We start from the raw sequence: 23,806 nt of genomic DNA, 5'->3' as shown, positions 1-23,806 counted from the left end.
TCGACTTCGCCCCAAAGCTAGCGCCGCTCGAAGTGGCCTGTGATGACGGCCCGGGCCAGCGTGTGGGCTGCCAGCTTGCGGACGAGCGCTTCCGTCGAGGTACCGGCGTCGAGACCCAGCTCTTCGACGTCGACGGCGTGCACGGCCACGATGTACCGGTGCGGGCCGTGCCCAGGCGGAGGTGCGGCACCCAGGTAACCGGGGAACCCGCCGTCGTTCTTTAGTTGAAACGCGCCGGCGGGCAAGTGCGAGCTGCCCTGAACGCCGGCGCCGGCCGGCAAGGAGTTCGTACCCGCGGGTATGTTGACCACGGCCCAGTGCCAATAGCCGCCGGCCTTGGGTGCATCGGGGTCGAAGAGGGTGACGACGTAGCCCTTGGTTCCCGCCGGGGCTCCATTCCAGCTCAATTCGGGGGATTCGTCCTTGCCGCCCGCCACGCCGAAGCGCTTGCTGGTCTGCGCGCTGCTGAGTACATCACCATCTTTGAGCGACTTGCTGGTGACATTGAAGGATGGGACTTGTGGAAGGTCGGTGTAGCTCATGGCTGCCTTTCGACGCGTGTCCCGGACTCCGGGACGCCCAAGGCGTTGAGTTCGGCCCGTGTGGGCGGATTCGCGCCCGGCCGGGAAACTGTGATTGCCGCGGCGCGCGCCGCATGGTTGAGGATCCCTTCAAGCGTTTCGGAGGGCAAGGCGTGCAGCTCTTCCCGGTTTTGGGCCCCTGCCAATCCGCGGTCAACGATCCCGGAGAGCAGCGCGGCCATGAAGGAATCGCCAGCACCCACCGTGTCCGCCACCTCTACCTTCGGGGCGTCCACTTGGACCTCGCCCTTGGCCGTGACGCCCCAGGGGCCGTCTGCGCCTCGCGTGACGACCACGACGGCGGGTCCCCCACTGCCACCCAGGGCCAGCCAGCGCCGGGCCGATTCCAAGACGTCGACGCCGGGGTAGAGCCACTCGAGGTCCTCGTCCGATGCCTTGACCACGTCCGCAAGTGCCACGAAACGCTCCACTTGGGTGCGCGCATAGTCGCGATCCCCGATGATGCTCGGCCGGCAGTTGGGATCGAAGCTAACGGTCGCGTTCGGATGGGCATGCTCGACGGCGGCAAGGACTTCCGCTGCACCCGGCTCCAACATGGTGGCAATCGAGCCCGTGTGCAGGAGTGATGTCCCCTGAAGCATCAAGGGGAGGCGCGCAGCGAGGCCGGGAAGCTCCCAGGCGAGGTCGAAGGTGTAGCTGGCAGCGCCGTCGTCGTCGATCAGGGCGGTGGCCACGCTGGTGGGACGCTCGTCCGGCGGCAGCGGAACCATGACGGAACTGGAGCGCAGATGCGCTGCGATCGATTCCCCGTAGGCGTCCTTGCCGAAGCGGCCAATGAACTGGACCGCGTGGTCCAACCTGGCCAGACCCACGGCAACGTTGAGCGGACTTCCGCCCACGTGGGCGTCGACTCCCGAAGAACGCTGGACGACATCAACCAGCGCCTCACCTATGACTGTCAGCATGGGACAACTCTGCCACGCGGATCTGGCGTGCGTCTCGCGATGAGAGCCAGTGACTTTGTCGGCAATCCCTCACACCAGCAGCCGCTGCACCAACTCCCGGCACTTCTTGTACGCAACGGCCCTGGGGTCGATCAGGTCGAAATGGTCGCCGGGTACCTTGACGAACTGGGCCGCTCCCCCGGAAGCGGTGGCTGCGGCAACATAAGCCTCGGACTGGCTGCACGGGACATCCTCGTCCGATGCGGCATGGACCGCGAAGACCGGAACGGGGATAGGCAGCGACCTCATGGGGTCCGCATAGATATGCCGTTTGGGGTATCTCACCGAGTCGCCACCCATGAGGTTGTCAACAGCGCCGTTGCTCAGGTTGAGCCGCTCGGCGTCCGCCAGGTTCAGCAGTCCGGATTGGCTCACGACGCCGGTCAGCCGCACTGCCGCGCCGTTGTCATGCCGATGGAGCTGCCGGTCGGCGTCGGGGGCACCGATTTTGGAGAGCTTATCCCGCCCCGCTGCCCAGACCGCCAGATGGCCGCCTGCGGAGTGTCCCAGCGCAACCACTTTGTTCAGATTGAGTTCATGCTTGCCGGCAATCTCGCCCAGATGGTCGATCCCATCGAGGACGTCTTCGAACGTATGCGGCCATCCGCCACCGTTTCCCGCCCTCCGGTATTCAAGGTTCCAGGCAGCTATTCCGTGCGCAGCGAGGTCCCTGGCAATCGGCTCACCAAGTTCCGCGCCGTACTGGGAGCGCCAATAGCCGCCGTGGATCACCACCACCACGCCGTCGGGTCGAGTGCGGTGTGGCTGCAGCGAATCTGGTACGAACAGCTCGCCCCATTGGCTGGAGTGCTGGCCGTAGTAGTACTTGTGCCGCTTCATCGTGTCCTCCTTTGTGCCGAGCCTATCGCGGAGGAGCGCCGCGGAGCGGGAGCCGTTGCCATTTCCGCGCGGACACAGGCAACGGACCGCGGTGCTGCGCGTGGCCGGGTCCGGCTCCGCTTCACTGTCGGCCATCCCCCGTAAGCTGGAGGCATGGCTAGCAATTGGGACAGCTTGGATCCTCAGCTGCGCGAATCAGTACAGGCGAACGTGGAGCTTTACGAGCGCGTACGTCCTGCCCTGAAACTCGTCACCCGCGACGTCCTCTTGACCCTGCGGGACATGCTCAAGAACAGCGAGTCCGTGCCCCTCTTCGTCACGGGGCGTACCAAAACGGTCGAATCTTTCCGGGAAAAGATTTCCCGCACCGAGGTGCCCTTGGAGGGGGGTCCGCGGGTCCTGAAGTTCCCGGACCCGTTCCGGACCCTGAACGACATGGTGGGGCTGCGCGTCATCACCAAGCTTCCAGCTGAGAACGCCGCGGTCGCCAACCTGATCAAGCGCCAGCGCCAGCTTTTCGATTGCCGCGGCGACCTCGAGAAGGACATCGGCTCCATCGAGTCCGGCACCTATGGATACTCGAGCCGCCACCTTATCCTCCGCACCATCCAGAACGAGTCCGTGAAGGCGTACCAACAGGTCTTCAATCCGGACATTCCGCCGAATGGCAGCTACTTCTTCGAATGCCAGATCCGTACGGTGTTTGCGCACGCCTGGAGCGAGATCGAACACGACATCCGCTTCAAAGCCGAGGATCCACGCGCCTGGACGCCGCATTTCGACCGCCAGTTCACTGCCACAGCGGCAATGCTGGAAACCGTGGAGAGCGCCTTCGCCGACCTCCACGAACGCTACGAGCAAGTCCGCGGCTACTGGGATCTCGATGGCGAAGGTTCCATGCCCCTCACCCCCAATCGTGTGCGTGACGTATGGCGGACGCTTCTTCCGCACGTTGACCGTAAAGTTGATGACGACTGGGGTTGGGCTGCAGAGCTTCTTGCGGCCCACGGACTGAACAAGACCGTGGAACTCGCCGGTCTCCTCAGCGCCAACCGGATCACCGAGGTCCGCAAAGCCCTGGACCACCGTTACTCCCCTGGACCGGACCGCCTCCTGGATGACCTCCTGCTGTGGCAGTACGGCACTGAACACATCGACCTCACCGCTGAGGCGCCCGACGTCGTCCCCCACCCCCGGCGGGACAGCCTCCAGCGGCGTCTCAAGCAGATTGAGCGGTACCGCCTGACCAAAAGCTAAGGACCCATGACACCGGGAGGTGGAGCTGATTGGCCTCAGCGGCGAGCGTACGGATGCGCGAGCGGCGGCCCCAACTAGCTCGCAGTTGTTGTCGTTATGAGCCGCCAAAACGACAACTAATGCGAGTCAGTTGGGTGGCTACGGAGACTTGAACTCCCAAGGCGCGGCCTTGGTGGTTCCCGCGCCAATGGTGCGGCCGGCCAGCCGGTCCAGGAGCAGGGTGATGGCTCCTTCGAGGGCTTCCGGTTCCGGGGTCCCGCCCGCGGATCCAGGTGCCAGGACATCGAAGCCGGCAGGCTGCATGGTGTCCGAAATGATGACTTGGGCCACTCCGCGCCTGGCCAGTTCGCCCACCGTGAGGTCAAGGACGGTCCCGGGCGGAAGGGCACCGATGATGGCGCCGTCGGCACCGCCGGAGAGCATGAACCGCCGCCATCCGTCGCCTATGAGGATCACGGGCTGGTAGCCGTGCTGGGGCAAGATGCGTGCGGCGGCCGTTGCCAAGGCCCGGTCCCACGGCCATTCCAGGTCGCCGATGGCAATCGCCACGAGGTCGGTCTTGCCGCGGCGCATTCCGCGGGCCGCCTGATTCGGTACGTAACCCAGTTCCTTGGCCGCGGCCTGGACGCGCTCTTGTGTTGCTTCGCTGATGCGGGTGGTCCCGCCAAGGCGACCGGACAAGACATAGGACACGGTGGTGAGGGAAACGCCGGCGCTCTTGGCGACGTCGCGGATGGTCGGTTTCGCTCCAAGTCCCATGGCCTAGCGCTTTCCTTTCTTGCGGGAGCCCTTGCCCCGGCCTTTGTCGGGGTTCGGCGCATAACGCTGAGCCACCGCCGGCTTTTTCGCGCCCGTGCCGCGCCGGTCCGGCTTGGGTGCCTTCTTGGGCTTCTCTTGCTGGGCCGAAGGCTGCCGCGAGCTCTGCGCGGTCCGGCCTCGGACAATGCCAATGAATTCCTCGATGACCTCGCTGGTGGAGTCGCTTGGCCAGGCAAGGGCGATCTGTGTGCCTTGGGCCCCTGTCAGGCGCCGCGCCACGGTGTCCTTGACGTTGAAATGCCGTGCCACGGACATCGGCAGGATCACCAGACCGGCACCCGAGGCCACCACCTGCATGGCCATCTCCGGCCCGCCCATCCCGGCGACATCCAGGAAGTTCTCCTCTGCGAGATCCTCCAGCGCCACCTCTTCGAACACCGAGATTTCGTGACCATTCGGGGCCACGACCACCGGCTGCTCTTCGTAGAGTGGAATGACGTGGAGTCCCTCGCGATCCACCGGCAACCGCACAAAGCTGAGATCCGCGGAACCGTCGCGCAGAACCTCCAGTTGCGCGCCGTCGTCGGACATGAACGAGTGCAGGGGAACATCGGGCATGCGCTCTTCCCAGCGCCGGATCCATTTGCCGGGCGTCACGCCGGCGACGTAGGCGAAAGTGAGCCCCCGGGGACCGCTGGTTTCAGCGTCGGAGGCGTCGGGAACGCCGACGTCGGGCAGGGATTCTTGATCGGAAGGCACCAGTTCACAGTACCGCGCGGGCGGTAGCCGACGCAGCGCCTGCCCAAGCTACGCCGCGTACACCTGGACCGCAGTGGCCTTGACCACGAAGTAGACGCGGGAGCCGGGTTCCAGTCCCAGCTCGGCGGAGGCCGAGGGTGTGATGTCCGCTGCCAGATCGCCGGCCCGGACCCGGATGTGGTCTCCATGCGGTTCAAGATCCGTGATGGCAACGGGAAAAGAGTTGCGCGGGCTGCCGTGGGCGGCATCCAGGAAGATGGAAACGGCCGACGGCGGGAAGGCGGCGACGCCGGGCTGGCCCGGTTCCGCTTCGTCATCGAGGTGTCCCGCGACATGCAGGCCGGGAAATTCCGCGGTGGCGATCGTCCTGAGTCCGTCCGTCGTGACGGTGCCCGCCATGAGGTTCACCCCGGCCAGGCCTGCGGCGAACTGGCTTCGCGGACGCCGGAACACCTCACGGGTGGCGCCTTCCTCGACGATCCCGCCCTTTTCCATGACGATCACGCGGTCCGCGAGCATGAGCGCGTCCATGACGTCATGGGTAATGATCAGGGCTCGGCGCCCGGACAGGACGCGCTTGAGGAGCCGGCGCAAGTGCGGGGCGGCGTGGATGTCCAACGCGGACATCGGCTCGTCAAGGAGCAGCAATTCGGGACCGGCCGCCAGCGCGCGGGCCACCGCGACACGCTGGGCCTGTCCCCCGGACAACTGCCCGGGCTTCCGCCGGGCGAACTCCGTGGCGTCGACTTCGGCGAGCCAGTGCCGCGCAGTTTCGTGTGATTCCGCCCGGGAAGCGCCTGCGCTTCGCGGGCCGAAAGCCACGTTGTCCAGGACGCTCAGGTGTGGGAACAGCAACGGTTCCTGGGCCAGCAGTGCAGTGCCGCGAAGGTGCGGAGGTGTCCATACCCGGCTGCCGCCGTCGAGGTCGAAGAGAACCTGATCCCCTAGCCGGGCAGAGCCGGCGTCCGGCCGCACGAGGCCCGCCGCGACGGAAAGCAGCGTCGACTTTCCGGCGCCGTTGGGTCCGAGGATCGCCACGGTTTCCGCCTGTCCGAGGCTCAGTGACACATCCAGGTTTCGGGCCCGGACCGTGGCGTCGATGTGGAAGCTCATGCAGCCGCCTCCGCCGGAATGTCCGCGCGGTGGGGACGCCGGTAGGACAGACCGACGACGATCACGGCCACGGCGACGAGCACGAGTGAAAGCGCGACGGCGGCGTCCGCGTCGGTCTCGCGCTGCAGGTAGATTTCCAAAGGCAAGGTCCGGGTGACACCTTGCAGGCTCCCGGCGAAAGTCAGCGTGGCCCCGAATTCGCCCAGGCTTCGGGCAAAGGACAGCACCGCCCCGGACGCGAGCCCGGGGAGGACCATAGGCACGGTCACGCGCCGCAGGATGGTGGTGGGGCGGGCGCCGAGCGTCGCGGCAACAGCTTCGTAGCGGTTGCCGGCAGTCCGCAAGGCGCCTTCGAGGCTGACTACCAGGAACGGCAGGGCGACGAATGTCTGGGCCAGGACCACCGCCGTCGTCGAAAAGGCGATCTGGATGCCTGCGAGCTCAAGGCTCTTGCCCAGAAGACCCTGCCGCCCGAACGTGTAGAGCAGCGCGATACCGCCCACCACCGGCGGCAACACCAAGGGCAGGAGGACGAAGGCACGCAGGAGCCGCTGCCCGCGGAACGGCCGGCGCGCAAGGACAAGCGCCAGGGGAATGCCCAGGACAACGCAGAGGGCGGTGCTCGCGGCAGAGGTACGGAGGCTGAGCCCCAACGCCGTCAGCGAGGAATCTGAGGTCACCAGCGGGATGAACTGTGCCCAATTGACCTTTGCGACCATGGCGGCCAGCGGCAACAGGACGAACAAACCGCCCACTACCGCAAGGCCATAGACCCACCGTGGAATCCCGCTGAAGTTCATCAACGCCTACGGTACGCCGAGGCTTGCGTCACCGGGACTTCCCGGGCGGCCCCGGCGACTCTTATGTGCGGCATGGCTTCATCCTAGAACAGCCGCTGTGCCACTTCCCTGCGGTGGCGGATACCCTTGAACCATGACCTCTGCAAACTCCCAGTCCATGAAGCCGGCCACCGTTGCCAAGAAACTTGGCATCTACCTGCCTGCAACACCCCAGGAGTTCCAGGATTCGGAAATCACCCGCGCCGAGTTCGCCGAGCTCCAGGCCAACGCCCCGGAGTGGCTCGCCGAGCTCCGCCGGACGGGTCCGCACCCGCGTCCCGTGGTGGCACAGAAGCTGAATATCTCCATCAGCGGGCTGGCCCGCGGCGGAATCACCGAGCCCCTGACGACGGCGGAAATCACCGAACTGCTGGCAGCTCCCCCGCAGTGGCTCGTCGTCGAGCGCGCCACGCACGCAGCCGTACGCTCCGAGGCAAAGCGCATCAAGGAAGAAGCTGCCAAGAAGGAAGCTACGAAGGAAGCCAAGACCAACGCCACTACCAAGCGGGATGCGCCCAAGGCATCCAAGCGGGACCACGCTTAAGCTCCAACCGGACTTCCGCAGGAAGGCAGGACACCCCGGGCCGGGGTGTCCTGCCTTCCTGTTTTTACGCCCAAATCGGGCTCTCGCCTCCAGGTCTTCCTCGGCGCATACTGAATTCAAAGCGGTGCGCATTCGCGTGGAGGTGGTCCGATTGCCCGCCACAACTGGAATCCAGCTGACGGCCTGGGAGATCGGGCTGTGGGCGGTTTTGCTCATCTGCGCGGTGGCCTTTACGGTCAACGCCGTCCGCAAAGGGGTCATCCCTGGAGCCTCCAACGGCGGCCACCTCGCTTTGCAGGGGCCCCTCGGACACCGTGATCGGGACCTGCTCAAAGAGCCGGACGCCATCTTCTGGAACATCTTCGCCGGACTCGTGGTGGTTGTCCCCGCAGTCGTCATCCCTGCCTTGGCCTCGCCCGCCGTCGGGCTCTTGATGCTCTTCCTCGGCATAACTGCCGCTGTTGCCGCCTTTGCCGTCGGCCGGAACCTGGAGCAGAGGCGCCAAGACCGCAGCGGTTTCACGGAAGCTGCAGACCGTCACGACGCCATCCTGGCCCGCTGGCAAAGGTATGAACTGGATCCCGCCAAGGGCATCGACTTCCCCGCAATGAGCGACGTCAACGTTCCACAAACCGCCGCCTTGGTCCGCGCGCTGCAGGAAGCCCAACGCTGCCGGCTGACAGCGGGGGCGGACTACGCCCGCGCCGTCAGGCAGTTGGAAGTTGCGATGGCCCAAGCCGAAGCAGCGGCGGGCGTTTCTGCCCCGTAGCTGGCTCGCGCCCTTCGTGGTCGCTCAAGTGCCTACGGAATTGCCCCGATGTGCACCAGGAGTTCGTGTTCGGCACCGTCGAGGTAACGGCGCAACTCGGCTGCGGCCTCTTCGCGCTGTCCGTTACGGATCTGGGCGACCAAGGCGGCGTTGCGTTCCACGTAATGCCCGTGGAAGTCGGGGGTGGTGGCCATCGCGTGGAAGACCAATCGCATCTCGGCCAGCACTTTCTCCATCAGTGCGTCCAGCGAGGCGCTTCCGGACAACGACACCAGGGCCTTGTGCAGCTCCTGGTTGGCGTCCGCCATGCCAGCCACCGATCCCTCCGCGAGGGCAGCCCGGGCTTTGTCGACGATGGCGTCCATAGTATCGAGGGCTCCCGCCGGGACATCGCCCCACAACACGGCCGCCGGTTCGATCAGGCGCCGCACCCGGTAGATTTCGCGGACGTCCTCGGCACCGGGGGCGGCTACGAACACGCCACGGTTGGGGATGCGCTGGACCACGGATTCACCCGCCAGGACAGTGAAGGCCTCCCGCAGGGTGTTCCGGGAAACGCCGAGCGCCTCGGACAAGGCCTGTTCGGAGAGCTTCGCGCCGGGCGGCAACAGGCCCTGGGAGATGCGCTGGCGAAGCTGGGCGGCAACCCACGCTCCAGTGTGGGCGTGGGTGGCGTGGCCGGCGTCGGCGATTCCTTGAAGCGCAGCGTTCATGGGCATGCCCCAAATCTACCGAACGCCGAACCCGTCAGTTGATGCTCGCAAGCAGGTCTCCGCGCCCGACGGCCGTGCCCGGCCCGTGCGGTCCACGCGCCACGGTGCCGGAACGGTGCGCAGGGACGGTGGTTTCCATCTTCATGGCCTCCAACACGGCCACCGGCTGTCCAACTTCCACGACGGCACCATCCTCAACGAGCCACTTCACCAGCGAGCCGGACATCGGCGAGGCCAGCCCGGCGTCGTCTGCCACTACCGGCGCCGAAACATCAGCTTCGGATCCGCCACCGCCACTCATCAGTGCCTCGAACAAGCGAAGGGGGAGCCCAAGCTGGACCGCCTTCCCGTCCAACTCCACCGTGAACGTCCTGCGTTCGGAGCCGGGGGCCACGCGGGCGATCTCCGAAGACGCGGCAAGCTCCTCGGCGAACTCGGTCTCGATCCACGTGGTGTACACGCCGAGCTTGTCCTCCGAGGTGAAGGCTTGGTGGCGGACCACGGCCCGGTGGAAAGGAAGAACGGTGGGCAATCCCTTGATCTGCATCTCGTCCAGGGCAGCCCGGGCGCGGCGCAGGGCCTGCTGCCGGTTTTCGCCACAGACAATCAGCTTGGCCAGGAGGGAATCGTATTCTCCGGGAACCGCCGAGCCGGATCGAACGCCCGAATCCACTCGGATGCCCGGACCGGTGGGGGCCTCGAACACGTCCACCGTGCCGGGGCCCGGCAGGAAGCCGCGCGCGGGATCCTCGGCGTTGAGGCGGAACTCGAAGGCGTGTCCTTTGGGCTCGGGGTCTTCCGTCAGGGAGAGGATGCCGCCTGCGGCGATCCGGAATTGTTCGCGGACCAGGTCCACCCCGGAGGTCTCCTCGGTGACAGGATGCTCCACCTGCAGACGCGTGTTGACCTCCAGGAAGGAGATGGTGCCATCCACCGCCACGAGGTATTCGACGGTTCCGGCACCGTAGTATCCGGCCTCGCGGCAAATGGCCTTGGCCGATTCGTGGATGAGCGTGCGTTGTTCAGGGCTCAGGAAGGGTGCCGGGGCCTCCTCCACGAGTTTCTGGTTTCGGCGTTGCAGCGAGCAGTCGCGGGTTCCCAGGACCACAACGTTGCCATGCATATCCGCCAGGATCTGGGCCTCGACGTGCCGCGGCTGGTCCAGGAAGCGCTCCACGAAGCATTCGTCCCGTCCGAAAGCTGCCTTGGATTCACGCACGGCAGATTCGAATGCATCCTCGATATCCTCGAGGCGCCGCGCAATCTTGAGGCCGCGGCCTCCCCCGCCAAAAGCAGCCTTGATGGCCACTGGCATGCCGTATTCCAAGGCGAACGCAAGTACTTCAGCCGCGTCGGCCACGGGCCCATCGCTGCCCGGGACAAGCGGAGCCCCGGCGCGTACGGCGATCTCCCGGGCCGTCACTTTATTGCCCAACTCCCGGATCGACTGCGGAGCCGGGCCGATCCACGTAAGCCCTGCGTCGATCACGGCCTGCGCAAAATCGGCGTTCTCGGACAGGAAGCCATATCCGGGGTGCACGGCGTCGGCCGCGGCGCGGCGGGCGACGTCGATCAGCTTGGCGATGTCCAGGTACGTCTCGGCGCTAGTGGAACCGCCCAGCGCATAGGCCTGGTCGGCAAACCGGACGTGGAGGGAATCGGCGTCGGGGTCCGAGTACACGGCAACAGACTCCAGGCCCTCATCGGAGCAGGCGCGGGCAATCCGCACGGCGATCTCGCCGCGGTTGGCGATCAGGACCTTTTTCATGGCTGGGTTCCTTCGGAGATAGCGCCGGTAGCGGCAGGTTCACGGGGTTCAAGGGTTGCGGGGTCCACGATCGTGAACCGCACCCTGTGGCCGGGCGGCAATTGCGCCGCCGTCGGCAGGTCTTCGGGTACGACGACGGCAATCACCGGATACCCGCCCGTCACCGGGTGGTCGGCCAGGAAGAGGACGGGATGTCCAGTGGGCGGGACCTGGAGTGCGCCGGCAACTGTCCCTTCGCTTGGGAGCTCGCCGGCGCCGCGGTCTGCGTTTCGTTCGAGCGCGTGGTTGCCGGCGGGCTTGAGCCGGACACCGATTCTGTTGGACTGCTCGCTGGTGATCCAGTCCTGCTCCGTGAGCGTCTCCAAGGCGCGGGAATCGAACCAGTCGTCCCGCGGGCCCAAGGTGACGCGGAGTTCCGCGGACGCCCCTCCTAGCCGCAGCGTCGATTCCTCCGGGGCGCCGACCATCTGGAACAGCGGCGCTCTTCCGACGGGCAGGCGGGTACCGGCAGACAACGGTGCGGGACCGATTCCGGACATCGAGTCGCTTGAGCGGCTGCCGAGCACCGGAGGCACATCAATCCCGCCGCGGACGGCAAGGTAGCTTCGGGCCCCGAGCGCCGGCTCTCCCAGGCTGAGGGTTTCCCCGTCCAGGAGAGCGAAGGGCGCGCACATCGCGGCGCAGCGGGCCGGAGCCCCCGATGCATCGCGGATTTCCAAGGGCACCGCCGCTCCAGCTAGAGCGAGTACCTGGTCGCCGACGGCCCGGACCGAAAGGCCGCCCAGCGCGTTTTCAATCACTGCGGCGCCGGCCTCGTTGCCCACCAAGCGGTTGGCCTGTCGGGTCGATTGCTGGTCCACGGCGCCCGCAGCCGACACGCCCAGGTCCCCCAGCCCGGGGCGGCCGAGGTCCTGGACGAGCGATTGCAGTCCGGGTGAGTCCACCACCAGGGCGGGGCCGGTGTCTTCGCGGACAGCGGTCGGTGCCGCAGGCGGTGCGGGAGTCAGGGCAACGGCCTCGCGGACGGCCACATACCGGACCCTGTCTCCCGGACGGACCAGCGCCGGTGACTCCCGCTCGAGATCCCAAAGGACCGCCGTCGTGCGTCCGATCAGCTGCCAGCCGCCCGGCGATTGCCGGGGGTAGACGGCGGAGAACGTTCCGCCGAGCGCCACGGAACCGGCGGGAACGGCGGTGCGCGGCGAGTTGCGGCGCGGAACGTCGAGGCTGTGGTTCTCGCCGAGCAAGTACGTGAAGCCCGGTGCGAAGCCGCCGAACGCCGCGGTCCAGAGCTGCCCAGTGTGGGCGGCCACGACGCCGTCGCTTCCCAGACCGGTGAGCATGCCCACCTCGGCGAGGTCCTCGCCGTCGTACACCACTTCGATGGTGACGTCGCGGGAACCGTCGCATGGCACCGCGCCCAGGTCAACATGCCCGACGGCGGTTCGCGCCGCGAGTGCCTCGGCGTGCGTGCCGAACTTAACGAGTACGGTGGCTGCCGCGGCGACCACGTCGAGCTGGCCGGGCAGGGGCTCGGCGAGCAGCCGGGAATGAAACGCCAGCACGGAAGGGAGATCGGAAAGTTCCACCAGCAGGGCGCGCGGGCCCGCCCAGCGTGTTCCCGTGAGGCTCACGCGAAGCTCCGTACGGTGACCCCAGCGGCTTCGAGTCCCGCGCGGACGGCTGCTGCCATGGCCACGGCGCCGGGAGTGTCTCCGTGGACGCAGATGCTTTCTGCGTGGACATTCAGGACGGAACCGTCGCGGGCCACGATCTTGCCCTCCTTTGCCAGGCGGACCATGTTCTCGGTAATGGCGGCGTGGTCGTGGAGAACGGCACCTTCTTCGCGCCTCGATACGAGGGTGCCGTCCGCATTGTAGGCCCGGTCGGCGAACGCCTCGGCCACTCCCCGGAGCCCCTTCGCTTCGGCTTTGGCGAGCGCGACGGAACCCGGCAGGAGGAGGATCGGGAGTCCGGGACTGAAGGCGTGGACGGCGTCGGCCACAGCCTGGGCGTGGACCTCGTGGTGGACGATCGTGTTGTAGAGGGCGCCGTGCGGCTTGACGTACTTGATCCCGGAGCCGGCAGCATGGGCCAGGGCTTGGAGCGCGCCGAGTTGATAGAGAACGTCGTCGGCCAGTTCGGTTGCGGAGCAATCGAGGAAGCGTCGGCCGAAACCCGCGAGGTCCCGGTAACCCACGTGGGCGCCAATGGTCACTCCTGCGGCGACGGCCTCGCGGCAGGTCCTGGCGATGGTGGTGGGATCTCCGGCGTGGAATCCGCAGGCCACATTGGCACTCGACACGTGGCGGAAGACTGCAGCGTCGTCGCCCATGGTCCAGTTGCCGAAGGATTCTCCGACGTCGCTGTTGAGGTCGATATAAGGCATTGTGATCCCCGTCTCAGGTTGAATACCCCACCATCATGCCTGAAATGCCAAGATTGTTCAACAATCTTGCCTCATGGACCAGCTCCCCGGATTCCAAAAGTGAGGTCTCGTCCCTTTCGACGAGCGAAAGAGCCGAGACCTCACGTGTGGATTTGTGACTTTCTAGGCCACCGGTACCGCAGCGACGCGGTTGTTCGCGGTGACGATCCGGGCGGCCGTTGCCTGGCCCATCCGGACTGCTCCGTCCACGTGCTGGTAGCCCTCGGCGGCCAGGTCGGAGGAGGACCAGTAGATGGGTCCTACATTGGCGTGCTGGTCCTTGCCGTAGCGGTGCAGACCGCCCAGGTCGTAACTGGACGCGTAGGCTCCCCGGGTCCACTCCTCGGAACCCCAGTCGGATTCGTAGTAGACCTCGGGATCCAGGGCCTTTTCGCCCAGGAAGCTCGCGATGGACTCGAGGACCTTCTTCTTGCGGTCCTCGGCGCTGAGCTCGAAGACGGCGTCCGCCTTTTCGTCCGAGATGAAGCCCACCAGGGTCCCGCGCGTGTCTCCGTGGTTGGTGTTGTCGTAAACCTCCTGGACCAGGGCGTCGGCGCCGAAGCCCGTACCGGACAGTCCGTCTTCGCGCCAGAACGGCGTGCTGTAGACAGCGTGGACCTTGATGACCAGGCCAAGGGACTGGTGCTGGTGCATCTGGTGCTGGCGGCGCGGCAGCGGCGGGTTGAAGGAGACCCGGGAGTACAGGTTTGGCGGGACAGCCATGATCACGAATCGCGCATTGACGGTTGCACGCTCGGATTCAACAGTGACGCGATGGCCTTCGCCGGCCGGCTCCCAATTGATGGTGCGGACCGGGCTGTTAAGTACGACGTCGTCACCCAGTTCCGCGGCGATCAACAGGGAGACCTGCTGCATGCCGCCGATAACCCGCTTGTCCAGGATGAAGTCTTCGTCCGTCAGGTTGGAAAAGGAACCTGCCGAAGCTGCCATCAGCACCGCTTGCAGCGCGGAGAAAGCATGGGCCGGCTTGGTGAGCATGCCGCCGGCGATGAAGAGGCCGATATTGTTGCAGGCCTCCTCGTCCGTGGAGTTCTGGCGCAGCCAGTGGTGGAAGGAGATGGTGTCCAGCTCACGGGCCTTGGGGTGCGCCCAAGGCTCCTCCGCGCCGATCTCCGCGGCGAGGCCGTCCAGGATGGCGGTGAGCTTGTCCATCTCGGCTGCAGTGGTTTCGCCCACCGGGAAGGAAGCCCCGGTGTAGCGGGTACGCTTGCCGTCCGGCGCGAGGTAGACAGATTCGCCTTCGCGGTAGCGGGAGTACATCTTCAGGCCGAGGTCGTCGAGGAGCCCCATGAGGGCGGTCTGGTCCGGGGACACCCATTGTCCGCCGATTTCCAGCATGGCCCCGCCAATGGTGTCGGTCCACGTGCGGCCACCGACGCGGTCGCGTGCTTCGAGTACGGCAACACTGAGTCCGGCCTTCTTCAATTCGCGGGCGGCCGTCAACCCCGACGGACCGGCACCGACAATTACGACGTCGCGATCAAGTTTCAACATGATGTCCTTTCTGTGGCCGTCCCCGTTGGCTGACCAATAAATGAATGACGTTCATTTATCTCCACTGTAGCTGGCCTGGCCGCGGCTGTGAAGACCCAAATGGAATAATGCTTTGACACAGCCTCCAGAAAGGTCAGCAATGCCTGAACCCACCCCCGCTCCCGGCGAGACCAAAGCGCGTCGCAGGGCAGGCCGGCCAATGGCGGCGGTCCTGGACCAGGACGGCATCACGGCGGCGGCGCTGGAACTGATCAGCAAGAAGGGCTACGACGGCCTCACCATGGCCGCACTTGCGCGCTCCCTGGGCGTGGCGCCGTCGGCCCTTTACAACCATGTGTCCTCCAAGGATGAAGTCCTCAAGCTCGTGGAAGAGGATCTGATGTCCAAGGTCGACTTCGGAGGTTTCAGCACACTCCCTTGGGAAGAGGCCGTCCGACAATGGGCGTATTCCTATCGCGGTATCTTCGCAAGGCACACCCCGCTGATCTCAGTGATCGCGGTCCTTCCCGTCACGGACGCCCCCCAGACGCTCGCCATGTACGAAGCCGTCACCGAGGGCTTCCTCCGCGCGGGTTTCCCTGAGAAGCAGATCATCCCGAGCATCGTGGCTCTCGAGGCCTACATTTTCGGTGCCGCTTTCGACGCGAACGCGCCGGCGGACATTTTCGATTCCGGCCGCTTGGCCGACTCCACGCCGCACTTCACTTCGGCGGTCCGCAGCCTCGGTCCCGAACGGAACAACTACCCGTCCGATCTCGCGTTCAGCATGGGCCTGGATGCACTGATCACCGGGCTCGGGGCGCTCCGGACCCAGCCCAACTGACTCGCATTTGTTGTCGTTATGAGCCGTCATAGCGACAACAAATGCGAGTCAGTTGGGTGTTAAACAAAGGAACCCCGGTCAGAGACCGGGGTTCCTTGAATTGCGTGCGCGAGGGGGGATTTGAACCCCCACACCCTTTCGGATACTGGCACCTGAAGCCAGCGCGTCTGCCGTTCCGCCACTCGCGCGCAACTTCTTTCGCCCGGGCCGAACCAGGTTTCCCCGGCGTTACCCCTGCGAAAGCAGCGAGATCAAGCATAACGGACAACCTCTTGAAAACGCCAATCGACCAAGGACGGGGCCGTAAAACCCCGGAGCGCCACGGATTGCCGGTCCCCCGCGTGAAGCAGAAATCACGCAGGAAGCGTCCCGGAATGATGCTGGCCGGCGAACTTTTCCGGCCTTCCAGCCGTTGTGGAATAAGGCCATTCACAGTCTTGCCCAGTAGTATCGGGGTTGAAGACAGGCTTCTTGCGTGCGCTCCGGCCACTGCAGGGATTCGTCCTGGCTACTGATACTGCAGGGTCAACGAAACGGAAGGAGAAGGACCATGGGCTTGCTTGACAGGGTTGAGCGTGGCATCGAAAAGGCCGTCCGCGGCGTCTTCTCTACCGGGTCACGGGCACGGGTGGAGCCCGTGGAGATAGCCAGCAAGCTTCGCCGTGAACTGGACAACAAGTCCATCACTATTTCGGCCGGCCGTACCTTGGCTCCCAACGTCTTCGATGTCCTCTTGAGCGATGCAGACTTCGCGCGCGCCCAGGAATGGGGAACTCCCCTGGCCGAAGAATTGTGCGATGTCGTCATCCAGCACGTGCGCAGCCAAGGTTACATCCTGCAGGGTTCGGTACGGATCTCCTTCCGTCACGACGATGCCCAGCGCGAAGGCCATTTCGAAATCACGTCCCGCACGGAGAAATCCGACGGGGCTGCGGCGCCTCGGCCGGTAGTCCCCGCCGCGCCGAACCGGGAGCCCACGCGACTCCAGCCGGTCCTGGATATCGGCGGGCAACGCTATTCCCTCAACGCGCCTTCCATCGTCCTGGGCAGGTCATCCGAGGCCGACATCCTGGTGGAAGATACCGGCGTCTCGCGCAAGCACTTGGAAATCCAGACGGCGGACGGAGTCATCCGCGCCGTCGACCTCGGTTCCACCAACGGAAGCTACGTCAACGGCCACAGAGTGGACGGCAGTGTGGAACTTACTGACGGATCCACCATCACCATGGGACGGACCAAGATCATCTTCAGACTTCTCCCCCAGCCCTCTGGTGGGCGCCCGTGAGCAACATCAGCGAACTGACCATCACCGCGCTCCGCTTCGGCTTCCTGCTGTTGCTGTGGATACTGATCTTCAGCATCGTCTCGACCATGCGTCGCGATCTCGTAATCGGCCGCAAAGCAGCCATGGGAACTCCGACGGCGCGCGAAGTACGCAAGCACCCGGAGCTCGCCCCCGCACCACCCCAGCCCGTGAAGCAGCAGGCGCACCAGCTAGTCGTCGTCGAGGGGCCGCTCAAGGGGACCACGGTTCCTTTGGCGGCGAGCCCCATTCTGCTGGGCCGCGCACAAGAGGCCACGTTGGTCCTCGAGGATGACTACGCTTCGGGCAGGCACGCGCGCTTGTTCCCCCAGGGCAGCCGATGGTTCATCGAAGATCTTGGTTCCACCAACGGCACCTACCTCGCCGATCAGCAATTGACCCGCGCCCTGCCGGTGGAGCTTGGCGTCCCCGTGAGGATCGGCAAGACGGTCATCGAATTGAGGGCGTAGCCCATGGCTTCCCCCCAGGCATCCGAAGGCAAGTCGCTGCCTCCGGAAACCCGCCTCATCATGCGTTACGCGGCGCGGTCCGACGTCGGGCGTGTCCGCTCGAAGAACGACGACTCCGCGTATGCCGGCCGGCATCTTGCCGTCGTCGCGGACGGCATGGGCGGGCACGCGGGCGGGGATGTCGCCTCAGCATCCACCGTGCTGGACATGATCCACCTCGATCACGATTCCTACCCGGACGGCGCGGAAACAGTCCTGGCAGACGAAATCCAGACCGCCAATTCCCTCCTCTCCGAGCTCGTCCACGTGGACCCGAAGCTCGCAGGCATGGGCACCACGGTCACCGCCCTGCTGCTCGAAGGCAGGCGGCTGCACTTCGCGCACATCGGCGATTCCCGCGCCTACCGCCTGCGCAACGGCAAATTCGAGCAAATCAGCGTGGACCACACTTTCGTCCAGAGGCTGATCGATGAAGGCCGGCTCCGTCCGGAAGAAGCCGAAACCCACCCGCACAAAAACGTCCTCATGCGCGTTCTGGGCGACGTGGACGCCAGCCCCGAACTGGACCTTGACGAGCTCGACGTCGAACCGGGCGAACGCTGGCTCCTCTGCTCCGATGGCCTGAACTACGTCCAAGGCGCAGTCGTGGAGCAAGTAGTCCGGGAAACCAAGGACCTCGCCGAATGCGCCGAGCTCCTCGTCGAGCTCACGCTCGCCAACGGCGCTCCGGATAACGTCACCGTGGTGCTGTTGGAAATCGTGGAAGAAACCGGCGACAACCTGAGCACCGCCGCAGTCGACGTCGTCCCGCAAGCGCCAGCGCTACCGAATGCGGATCCCGGAAAGTCCGCGCCGGACAAGGGCAAGGCGGGCAACGAGGCAGCCGCGGCCAAAGAGACCGGAGCCAACAGCCCCGCGGCCGGCCAGGTCACGCCGCCGGTCACGCCGCCGGAAACAACGTCCGACGCCGGGCCTTCCGCCACGACGGCGAAACCCACCGCCGCGACCGAGCCCGCTGCGGAGGATCCTGGAAAACCCGCCGCGACTACTGAGCCTCCGACGGCGACAGACCCCCACCTTGGCGAGCACCTGTCGGCGGAGATCCTCCGCGAAGAGCTCGCTAGCCGTCCGCACGAACTGGTCGGTGCTGCCGCAACCGCCGCGGCCACGGGTTCGATTCCGACCGTAGCCGGACGCAGCGTTGCACGCCGGGCTGCCACTGTGCTGACCCACAAGGCCGAACAGGACCGCCAGGAACCACAACCCCTCGTCGCGCAGAAGCGGCGCTGGTTGACGCCGGCCATTGCCGCGGTCCTGGCCATATTCGTGGTCGCCGGATTGTGGCTCGGCTATGCGTGGACCCAGACGCGCTACTACGTCGGTGAATTCAACCAGCACGTCGCAATTTTCAACGGCATTTCCCAGAGCCTTGGCCCTTTCCAGCTCTCGAAAGTAGAAGCCACGACGAACATCCGCATGGACTCTTTGCCTGAATACACGCAACAGGTTGTTCGCCAGACCGTTCCGGCGCGGGATCTCTCCGATGCCCAGCAGATTGTGAAGAACCTGCAGGAAAAGGGCACCACGGGGCTGCCCGTCAATTGCCCCACGGGCACAGCCAGGCCGACGGCAAGTCCGACCGCCACGGCAACCCCCACGCCGCCAAGCCCGAGTCCTTCGAACCGGCCAACATCGTCACCCTCGTCCACGGCGGTCCCTACGTGCGCGGTGTCCCCATGATTCCGGCCATCACTGCACCCAAGCCGCGCCGCAACGTCGAGCTCGTCCTGCTGGTCCTTGCCCTTGCCGTGGGAATCGGCGCCAGCGCCATGGTCGGGCTCAATAGTCCGGCCGCTTTCAACAGCGATTTCTGGTTCCAGTCGGGTCTCTTGGTCGTGGCGGCATTCGCTTTCCACATGATCCTCAGGTTCCGCGCAAAATATGCCGATCCGATCATCCTTCCGATCGTGGTTGCCCTCAACGGCTTGGGACTGGCCCTTATCCATCGCATGGACCAGCCAGGCGAGGACACGGGGAACAACCAGTTGCGCTGGACCCTCCTGGCCATGGCCGTGTCAATCGTCGTGATCTGGTTCCTCAAGGACCACCGCCTCCTTCGCCGCTTCACCTTTATCTCGCTGGCGGCCAGCGCAGTTCTCCTTGTACTGCCGCTCGTTCCCGGTATTTCCGCCGGCGAAGTGCTGGGCGCCAGCGTCTGGATCCGGATCGGTCCCATGACTTTCCAGCCGGGCGAAATCGCCAAGATCACCCTGGCTATATTCTTCGCAGGTTATCTTTCCTCCAACCGGGACCTCATCCTGCTTGCCGGCCGCAAAATCGGCCCCATGCAATTGCCGCGTTTCAAGGATCTTGGCCCCATGATCACCGCTTGGCTCGTGAGCATCGGCATCCTCGTGTTCCAGCGGGACCTCGGCACCTCGATCCTTTTCTTCGGCCTGTTCATCGTGATCATTTACGTCGCAACGAGCCGGATCAGCTGGGTGGTCATCGGCGTCGCGCTGATCCTTGGTGGCGGATTCCTGGCGTCAAGGTTCTTCTCGCACGTCGCCTTCCGCCTGGACAGCTGGTGGAACGCGTTCACCCCGGAAGTCTTCGACCGGTCTCCGGGCGGCAGCGGACAGATCGTCCAAGGCCTCTTCGGCATGGCCGACGGCGGTCTCGCAGGCACGGGGCTCGGACAAGGCAGGCCGGATCTGGTGCCGTTCGCCAACAGCGACATGATCGTAGCCCTCATCGGTGAGGAACTGGGACTGATCGGTCTCTTTGCGGTCGTGATGCTCTACATGCTGCTCTTCACCCGAGGGTTCCGCGCGGCTCTTGGAGCGCGGGACGCGTTCGGCAAGCTCTTGGCTTGTGGCCTGTCCTTTGCCATCGCGTTGCAGTGCTTCGTGGTGATCGGCGGGGTAACGCGGCTGATCCCGCTGACGGGGCTCACCACTCCCTTCCTCGCGGCAGGCGGTTCTTCCTTGCTTGCCAACTGGATCATCGTGGGCTTGCTGCTCATGATCTCGAACACCGCGCGCGGCCCGGTGGACACTACGCCCGTTACCCATGCCCCCACAGAGGCGGTGCAGACCTCATGAACCATTCCATACGCAATGCGTGGATGGCAGCAGTTGCCATGTTCGCCCTCCTCTTTGGCGCGATCAGCTATGTCCAGGTCATCGGCGCCGGCGACCTCAACGACAATCCGTGGAACCAGCGCGCCGTCCTGGCGAACTACTGCAACGACCGCGGGGCCATCATCGTGGGCGGCAAGCCAATCGCCGAATCCGTTGCCGGAGACGAAACCTGCAAGTACCAACGCAGATATAACCAGCCGGAGCTCTATGCGGGGATCACGGGCTACTTCTCCAGGACCTACGGGTCCACCGGGCTTGAGCAGCAGCTTCGTGATGAACTGGGCGGCAGCTCCGACCAGCTCTTCCTGGACCGGGTGAGCCAGATCTTCCTTGGCAGCCAGCCGAAGGGCGCCTCGGTGGAATTGACCCTCGATCCGGTGATCCAGAAGCTCGCCTACGACCTCATTCCTGACGGCCAGCGCGGCTCGATTGTCGTCACCAACCCGAAGACGGGCGCCATCATCGCGATGGTCTCCAAGCCGTCCTATGATCCCAACCTGATCGCCACGCACGATCCCGCCAAGGAAAAGGCCGGCTACGACCAAATCAACCAGGTCCCCGGTATCAATCTCAACCAGTCCGTGAGCGGACCCACCGGCGAGCTCCTGGCGCCCGGTTCGGTGTTCAAGCTTGTAGATACCGCGGCCGCCTTGAACTCCGGGAAGTACAACAAGGACAGTGTCTTGCCGAACCCGGACAGCCTTCCCTTGCCCGGTTCGAGCGCCTCGCTGCCCAACTATGCCGGCGGCAACTGTTCAACCCGCAGCACGGCCGATTTCCCTTTCGCCTTGGAACAATCGTGCAACACCCCGTTCGCCAGCATCGCCCTGGACCTGGGCCAGCAGGCCATCGCGGACCAGGCCAGCAAGTTTGGCTTCGGACAGGATTTCGGGGACCAGCTCAAGCTTCAGTCCGCGGTCAGTGTCTTCCCCAAGAATCTGGACCAGGCAGCGTTGGCCCAGTCCGCCGTCGGACAGCGTGACGTCAGGGCCACTCCGCTGCAAATCGCCATGATGACCGCGGCTATTGCCAATAAGGGCGTCCAGATGAAGCCGAACCTCATCAAGACTGTGCGGGCACCGGACCTGCGTGTCATCAGCGAGCCCAAGCCCGAGGCGCTGCGTACTTCCACCACGCCTGACATCGCCAGCCAGATCACACAGTGGATGACCGACGTCGTGTCCAAGGGCATTGCGAGCGGCGCCTCGGTACCGGGAGTCCAGGTGGCCGGCAAGACCGGCACGGCGCAACTCGGCAATTCAGGTTTGAACAACTCATGGTTTACCGGGTTCGCCCCGGCCAACGACCCGCAGGTAGCCGTCACCATTGTCATGGAAGGCGTTGATGTGTCTACCGGCGCAAAGCTAACCAGTCCGAACGCGAAGAAGATTTTTGAGGCGGTGTTGAACAAGTGAGGCCTACGTCAGGAATCACCCTCGGCGGCAGGTTCCAGCTGACCAGTCGCATTGCGATTGGCGGCATGGGAGAGGTCTGGAGGGCCAAGGACCAGATCCTTGGCCGGATCGTCGCCATCAAGGTACTCAAGGAGGAATACACGGGTGACCCCGGATTCCTCCAGCGGTTCCGAGCCGAGGCCCGCCACACCGCGCTGCTCAATCACGTCGGGATCGCCAACGTCTTCGACTACGGAGAGGAAGACGGCTCCGCCTACCTGGTCATGGAATTGGTGCCTGGTCAGCCGCTGAGCAGCATCCTGGAACACGAGCAGGTGCTTTCCCCGGACCGTACCCTGTCCATCATTTCCCAGACCGCCCGGGCGCTGGCGCCTGCGCATGCCCAGGGCCTGGTGCACCGGGACATCAAACCGGGGAACCTCCTGATCACGCCGGACTTCCGTGTCAAGATCACCGACTTCGGCATCGCCCGCCTGGCGGACCAAGTTCCGCTCACGCAGACCGGCCAGGTCATGGGTACGGCCCAGTACCTGGCTCCGGAGCAGGCCACGGGGCAAACGGCCACGGGCGCCTCGGACATATATTCCCTCGGGATTATCGGCTACGAGTGCCTTACAGGGCATCGTCCGTTCTCCGGCGAATCCCAGATCGCCATTGCGCTGGCACAGGTCAACGACGCCCCGCCGCCGCTGCCCGAAAGCCTGCCCACCCCGATACGCGCCCTGCTGATGTCCATGCTCGCCAAGGATCCGAAGAACCGTCCTGCGGATGCCATCAAACTGGCTGAAGCCGCAGAAGCGATCCGCGCCGGCGATATCGCGACGGCACACGCGGCCGTGCCGGGGATGCTGCTGTTCGAATCCGCCACGGGCCCCATCACTGCGCCCACGGACATCGCCACCGCGCCCACAGGCATTGTCACCTCACCGTACGGCAGGGAAGCCCGGTCGACGTCGACGTCGGCGCTCCCGGTGGTCGGCGCCGCCGCTGCGGGAGCCGCTGCAGTGGGGGCGGCCGCAGCCGAAGGTGGAAATCCGCTGGCCCGTGCCAATGCCCTGGCAGCCGAACGCAGTTTGGATCAGGCCGACGAGGACAACCAGTACTTCCATGAAGAAGAGGAGTACCAGGAGCAGCCGCAGCGGAGGAAGCGCAGCCCGTGGACGTGGCCGCTCGTCGCCCTGATCGTGCTCGTGCTGCTCGCCGTGGTGGGGGCGCTCCTGACCCAGTCCGGGCTGTTCTCGCCCAGCAGTCCAGCACCGGCGGGCACTACCCCTCCGTCCCGGGTCTCGAGCGCACCTCCAACTTCGGCAAGTCCAAGCCCCACGGAGACCTCGGCCACCCCCACGCCTACGACCTCCACCCCCGAGACCATCAACCTGATCCCCGAGCAGTACAAGGGACAGCCGTACGACAAGGTGCGCTCGGACCTCAATGCACTCGGCCTCGTGGTCAGCGGTGTCCAGGTCTTCGATCCATCCACGCCGGGGACGGTCACTGACATCAATCCCTCCGGCCCCGTAGCCAAGGGATCGACCATCACCGTCAGCTACTCCAAGGGACCGCAGATGGTCACGGTCCCCACCATCGGCAAGGGAGCCACCGAATCACAAGTACAGGCTGCCATCGAAGGCGCCGGCCTGCGCTGGGTCACCGGAAACCCCGTCAACGGAGCAACGGGACAGGCGCCGGGAACATTCGTCAGTTCCGATCCTGCCGCCGGACAGAAAGTAACCGCCGGATCCGTCGTCACCTATCACCTGTCCAAGCCGGCCGCATCCCCTTCTCCTTCAGCCAGCCAATAA

General features: G+C 65.3%; 22 protein-coding genes and 1 tRNA gene. 10 read left to right on the top strand and 13 right to left on the bottom strand.

Annotation, left to right across the window (positions count from 1 at the left end):
* Positions 1 to 17: 17 nt before the first annotated feature.
* The 3 genes from AB0323_RS09700 to AB0323_RS09690 all read right to left on the bottom strand — a co-directional run bounded on the left by AB0323_RS09700 (position 18) and on the right by AB0323_RS09690 (position 2,386).
* The gene (locus AB0323_RS09700; RefSeq protein ID WP_366177118.1) at positions 18 to 542 is read right to left on the bottom strand and encodes a YbhB/YbcL family Raf kinase inhibitor-like protein; all 525 of its coding nucleotides are present in this window, start codon (positions 540 to 542) and stop codon (positions 18 to 20) included.
* Positions 539 to 1,507 (bottom strand): carbohydrate kinase, encoded by a 969-nt coding sequence (locus AB0323_RS09695; RefSeq protein WP_366177117.1) that lies wholly within the window; start codon positions 1,505 to 1,507, stop codon positions 539 to 541. The genes AB0323_RS09700 and AB0323_RS09695 overlap by 4 nt, the downstream gene beginning before the upstream one ends.
* Before the next feature lie 69 nt (positions 1,508 to 1,576).
* Positions 1,577 to 2,386 (bottom strand): alpha/beta hydrolase, encoded by an 810-nt coding sequence (locus AB0323_RS09690; protein WP_364538855.1) that lies wholly within the window; start codon positions 2,384 to 2,386, stop codon positions 1,577 to 1,579.
* 153 nt (positions 2,387 to 2,539) lie between these two features.
* Here AB0323_RS09690 and AB0323_RS09685 point away from each other — a divergent pair, with 153 nt between their 5' ends.
* On the top strand, positions 2,540 to 3,643 hold the full coding sequence (locus AB0323_RS09685) for a RelA/SpoT domain-containing protein (RefSeq protein ID WP_366177116.1): 1,104 nt from the start codon (positions 2,540 to 2,542) through the stop codon (positions 3,641 to 3,643).
* A 138-nt stretch (positions 3,644 to 3,781) separates the two neighbouring features.
* Here the strand turns inward: AB0323_RS09685 and AB0323_RS09680 are convergent, their stop codons facing one another.
* The 4 genes from AB0323_RS09680 to AB0323_RS09665 are packed head-to-tail and all read right to left on the bottom strand — an operon-like array spanning position 3,782 to position 7,074.
* Positions 3,782 to 4,402 (bottom strand): LacI family DNA-binding transcriptional regulator, encoded by a 621-nt coding sequence (locus tag AB0323_RS09680; RefSeq protein WP_364538627.1) that lies wholly within the window; start codon positions 4,400 to 4,402, stop codon positions 3,782 to 3,784.
* Positions 4,403 to 4,405: 3 nt separating this feature from the next.
* Positions 4,406 to 5,161 carry a LysR family transcriptional regulator substrate-binding protein gene (locus AB0323_RS09675; protein WP_366177115.1) on the bottom strand — a complete coding sequence of 252 codons (756 nt, stop codon included), beginning with the start codon at positions 5,159 to 5,161 and terminating at the stop codon, positions 4,406 to 4,408.
* A 48-nt stretch (positions 5,162 to 5,209) separates the two neighbouring features.
* Complete coding sequence (locus AB0323_RS09670; protein ID WP_366177114.1) at positions 5,210 to 6,274, bottom strand: ABC transporter ATP-binding protein; 1,065 nt, start codon at positions 6,272 to 6,274, stop codon at positions 5,210 to 5,212.
* Positions 6,271 to 7,074, bottom strand: a complete 804-nt coding sequence (locus AB0323_RS09665) for an ABC transporter permease (protein ID WP_284982816.1) — start codon at positions 7,072 to 7,074, stop codon at positions 6,271 to 6,273. Before AB0323_RS09665 ends, AB0323_RS09670 begins: the two co-directional genes overlap by 4 nt.
* Before the next feature lie 133 nt (positions 7,075 to 7,207).
* On the opposite strand from AB0323_RS09665, the gene AB0323_RS09660 reads away from it, so the two are divergent.
* A complete protein-coding gene (locus AB0323_RS09660; protein WP_366177113.1) occupies positions 7,208 to 7,657 on the top strand; it encodes a DUF5997 family protein in 450 nt (149 codons plus the stop codon).
* A 151-nt stretch (positions 7,658 to 7,808) separates the two neighbouring features.
* The gene (locus AB0323_RS09655) at positions 7,809 to 8,426 is read left to right on the top strand and encodes a hypothetical protein (protein ID WP_366177112.1); all 618 of its coding nucleotides are present in this window, start codon (positions 7,809 to 7,811) and stop codon (positions 8,424 to 8,426) included.
* A gap of 32 nt (positions 8,427 to 8,458) precedes the next feature.
* Here the strand turns inward: AB0323_RS09655 and AB0323_RS09650 are convergent, their stop codons facing one another.
* From AB0323_RS09650 to AB0323_RS09630, 5 genes are all read right to left on the bottom strand, one after another.
* Positions 8,459 to 9,145, bottom strand: coding sequence for a GntR family transcriptional regulator (locus AB0323_RS09650; RefSeq protein WP_366177111.1), 687 nt, complete (start codon positions 9,143 to 9,145; stop codon positions 8,459 to 8,461).
* A 28-nt stretch (positions 9,146 to 9,173) separates the two neighbouring features.
* Positions 9,174 to 10,907 carry a biotin carboxylase N-terminal domain-containing protein gene (locus AB0323_RS09645; protein WP_366177110.1) on the bottom strand — a complete coding sequence of 578 codons (1,734 nt, stop codon included), beginning with the start codon at positions 10,905 to 10,907 and terminating at the stop codon, positions 9,174 to 9,176.
* A complete protein-coding gene (locus AB0323_RS09640; protein WP_366177109.1) occupies positions 10,904 to 12,541 on the bottom strand; it encodes a 5-oxoprolinase/urea amidolyase family protein in 1,638 nt (545 codons plus the stop codon). The genes AB0323_RS09645 and AB0323_RS09640 overlap by 4 nt, the downstream gene beginning before the upstream one ends.
* Positions 12,538 to 13,296: a 5-oxoprolinase subunit PxpA gene (locus tag AB0323_RS09635; protein ID WP_366177108.1), complete on the bottom strand. Its 759-nt coding sequence runs from the start codon at positions 13,294 to 13,296 to the stop codon at positions 12,538 to 12,540. Before AB0323_RS09635 ends, AB0323_RS09640 begins: the two co-directional genes overlap by 4 nt.
* A gap of 162 nt (positions 13,297 to 13,458) precedes the next feature.
* On the bottom strand, positions 13,459 to 14,850 hold the full coding sequence (locus tag AB0323_RS09630) for an NAD(P)/FAD-dependent oxidoreductase (RefSeq protein ID WP_366177107.1): 1,392 nt from the start codon (positions 14,848 to 14,850) through the stop codon (positions 13,459 to 13,461).
* A gap of 139 nt (positions 14,851 to 14,989) precedes the next feature.
* Between AB0323_RS09630 and AB0323_RS09625 the strand changes: the two genes are divergently transcribed.
* Complete coding sequence (locus tag AB0323_RS09625; RefSeq protein WP_364538649.1) at positions 14,990 to 15,673, top strand: TetR/AcrR family transcriptional regulator; 684 nt, start codon at positions 14,990 to 14,992, stop codon at positions 15,671 to 15,673.
* Between the two features lie 105 nt (positions 15,674 to 15,778).
* Here the strand turns inward: AB0323_RS09625 and AB0323_RS09620 are convergent.
* Positions 15,779 to 15,861, bottom strand: a tRNA-Leu gene (locus AB0323_RS09620).
* Between the two features lie 362 nt (positions 15,862 to 16,223).
* Here AB0323_RS09620 and AB0323_RS09615 point away from each other — a divergent pair.
* The 6 genes from AB0323_RS09615 to AB0323_RS09590 are packed head-to-tail and all read left to right on the top strand — an operon-like array spanning position 16,224 to position 23,806.
* Positions 16,224 to 16,958 carry a DUF3662 and FHA domain-containing protein gene (locus AB0323_RS09615; RefSeq protein WP_366177106.1) on the top strand — a complete coding sequence of 245 codons (735 nt, stop codon included), beginning with the start codon at positions 16,224 to 16,226 and terminating at the stop codon, positions 16,956 to 16,958.
* A gap of 5 nt (positions 16,959 to 16,963) precedes the next feature.
* A complete protein-coding gene (locus AB0323_RS09610) occupies positions 16,964 to 17,446 on the top strand; it encodes an FHA domain-containing protein (RefSeq protein ID WP_364538857.1) in 483 nt (160 codons plus the stop codon).
* Between the two features lie 3 nt (positions 17,447 to 17,449).
* A complete protein-coding gene (locus AB0323_RS09605) occupies positions 17,450 to 19,186 on the top strand; it encodes a PP2C family serine/threonine-protein phosphatase (protein WP_366177105.1) in 1,737 nt (578 codons plus the stop codon).
* Positions 19,183 to 20,550 carry an FtsW/RodA/SpoVE family cell cycle protein gene (locus tag AB0323_RS09600; protein ID WP_366177159.1) on the top strand — a complete coding sequence of 456 codons (1,368 nt, stop codon included), beginning with the start codon at positions 19,183 to 19,185 and terminating at the stop codon, positions 20,548 to 20,550. The genes AB0323_RS09605 and AB0323_RS09600 overlap by 4 nt, the downstream gene beginning before the upstream one ends.
* Positions 20,547 to 22,004, top strand: coding sequence for a penicillin-binding protein 2 (locus tag AB0323_RS09595; protein WP_366177104.1), 1,458 nt, complete (start codon positions 20,547 to 20,549; stop codon positions 22,002 to 22,004). The genes AB0323_RS09600 and AB0323_RS09595 overlap by 4 nt, the downstream gene beginning before the upstream one ends.
* Positions 22,001 to 23,806, top strand: a complete 1,806-nt coding sequence (locus AB0323_RS09590) for a protein kinase (RefSeq protein ID WP_366177103.1) — start codon at positions 22,001 to 22,003, stop codon at positions 23,804 to 23,806. The genes AB0323_RS09595 and AB0323_RS09590 overlap by 4 nt, the downstream gene beginning before the upstream one ends.

The organism is Arthrobacter sp. NPDC080031 (genome assembly GCF_040702485.1).
Lineage (GTDB): Bacteria > Actinomycetota > Actinomycetes > Actinomycetales > Micrococcaceae > Arthrobacter.
The sequence above is the reverse complement of the archived record's forward strand: the minus strand, read 5'-3'. Positions and strand labels throughout refer to the sequence as shown.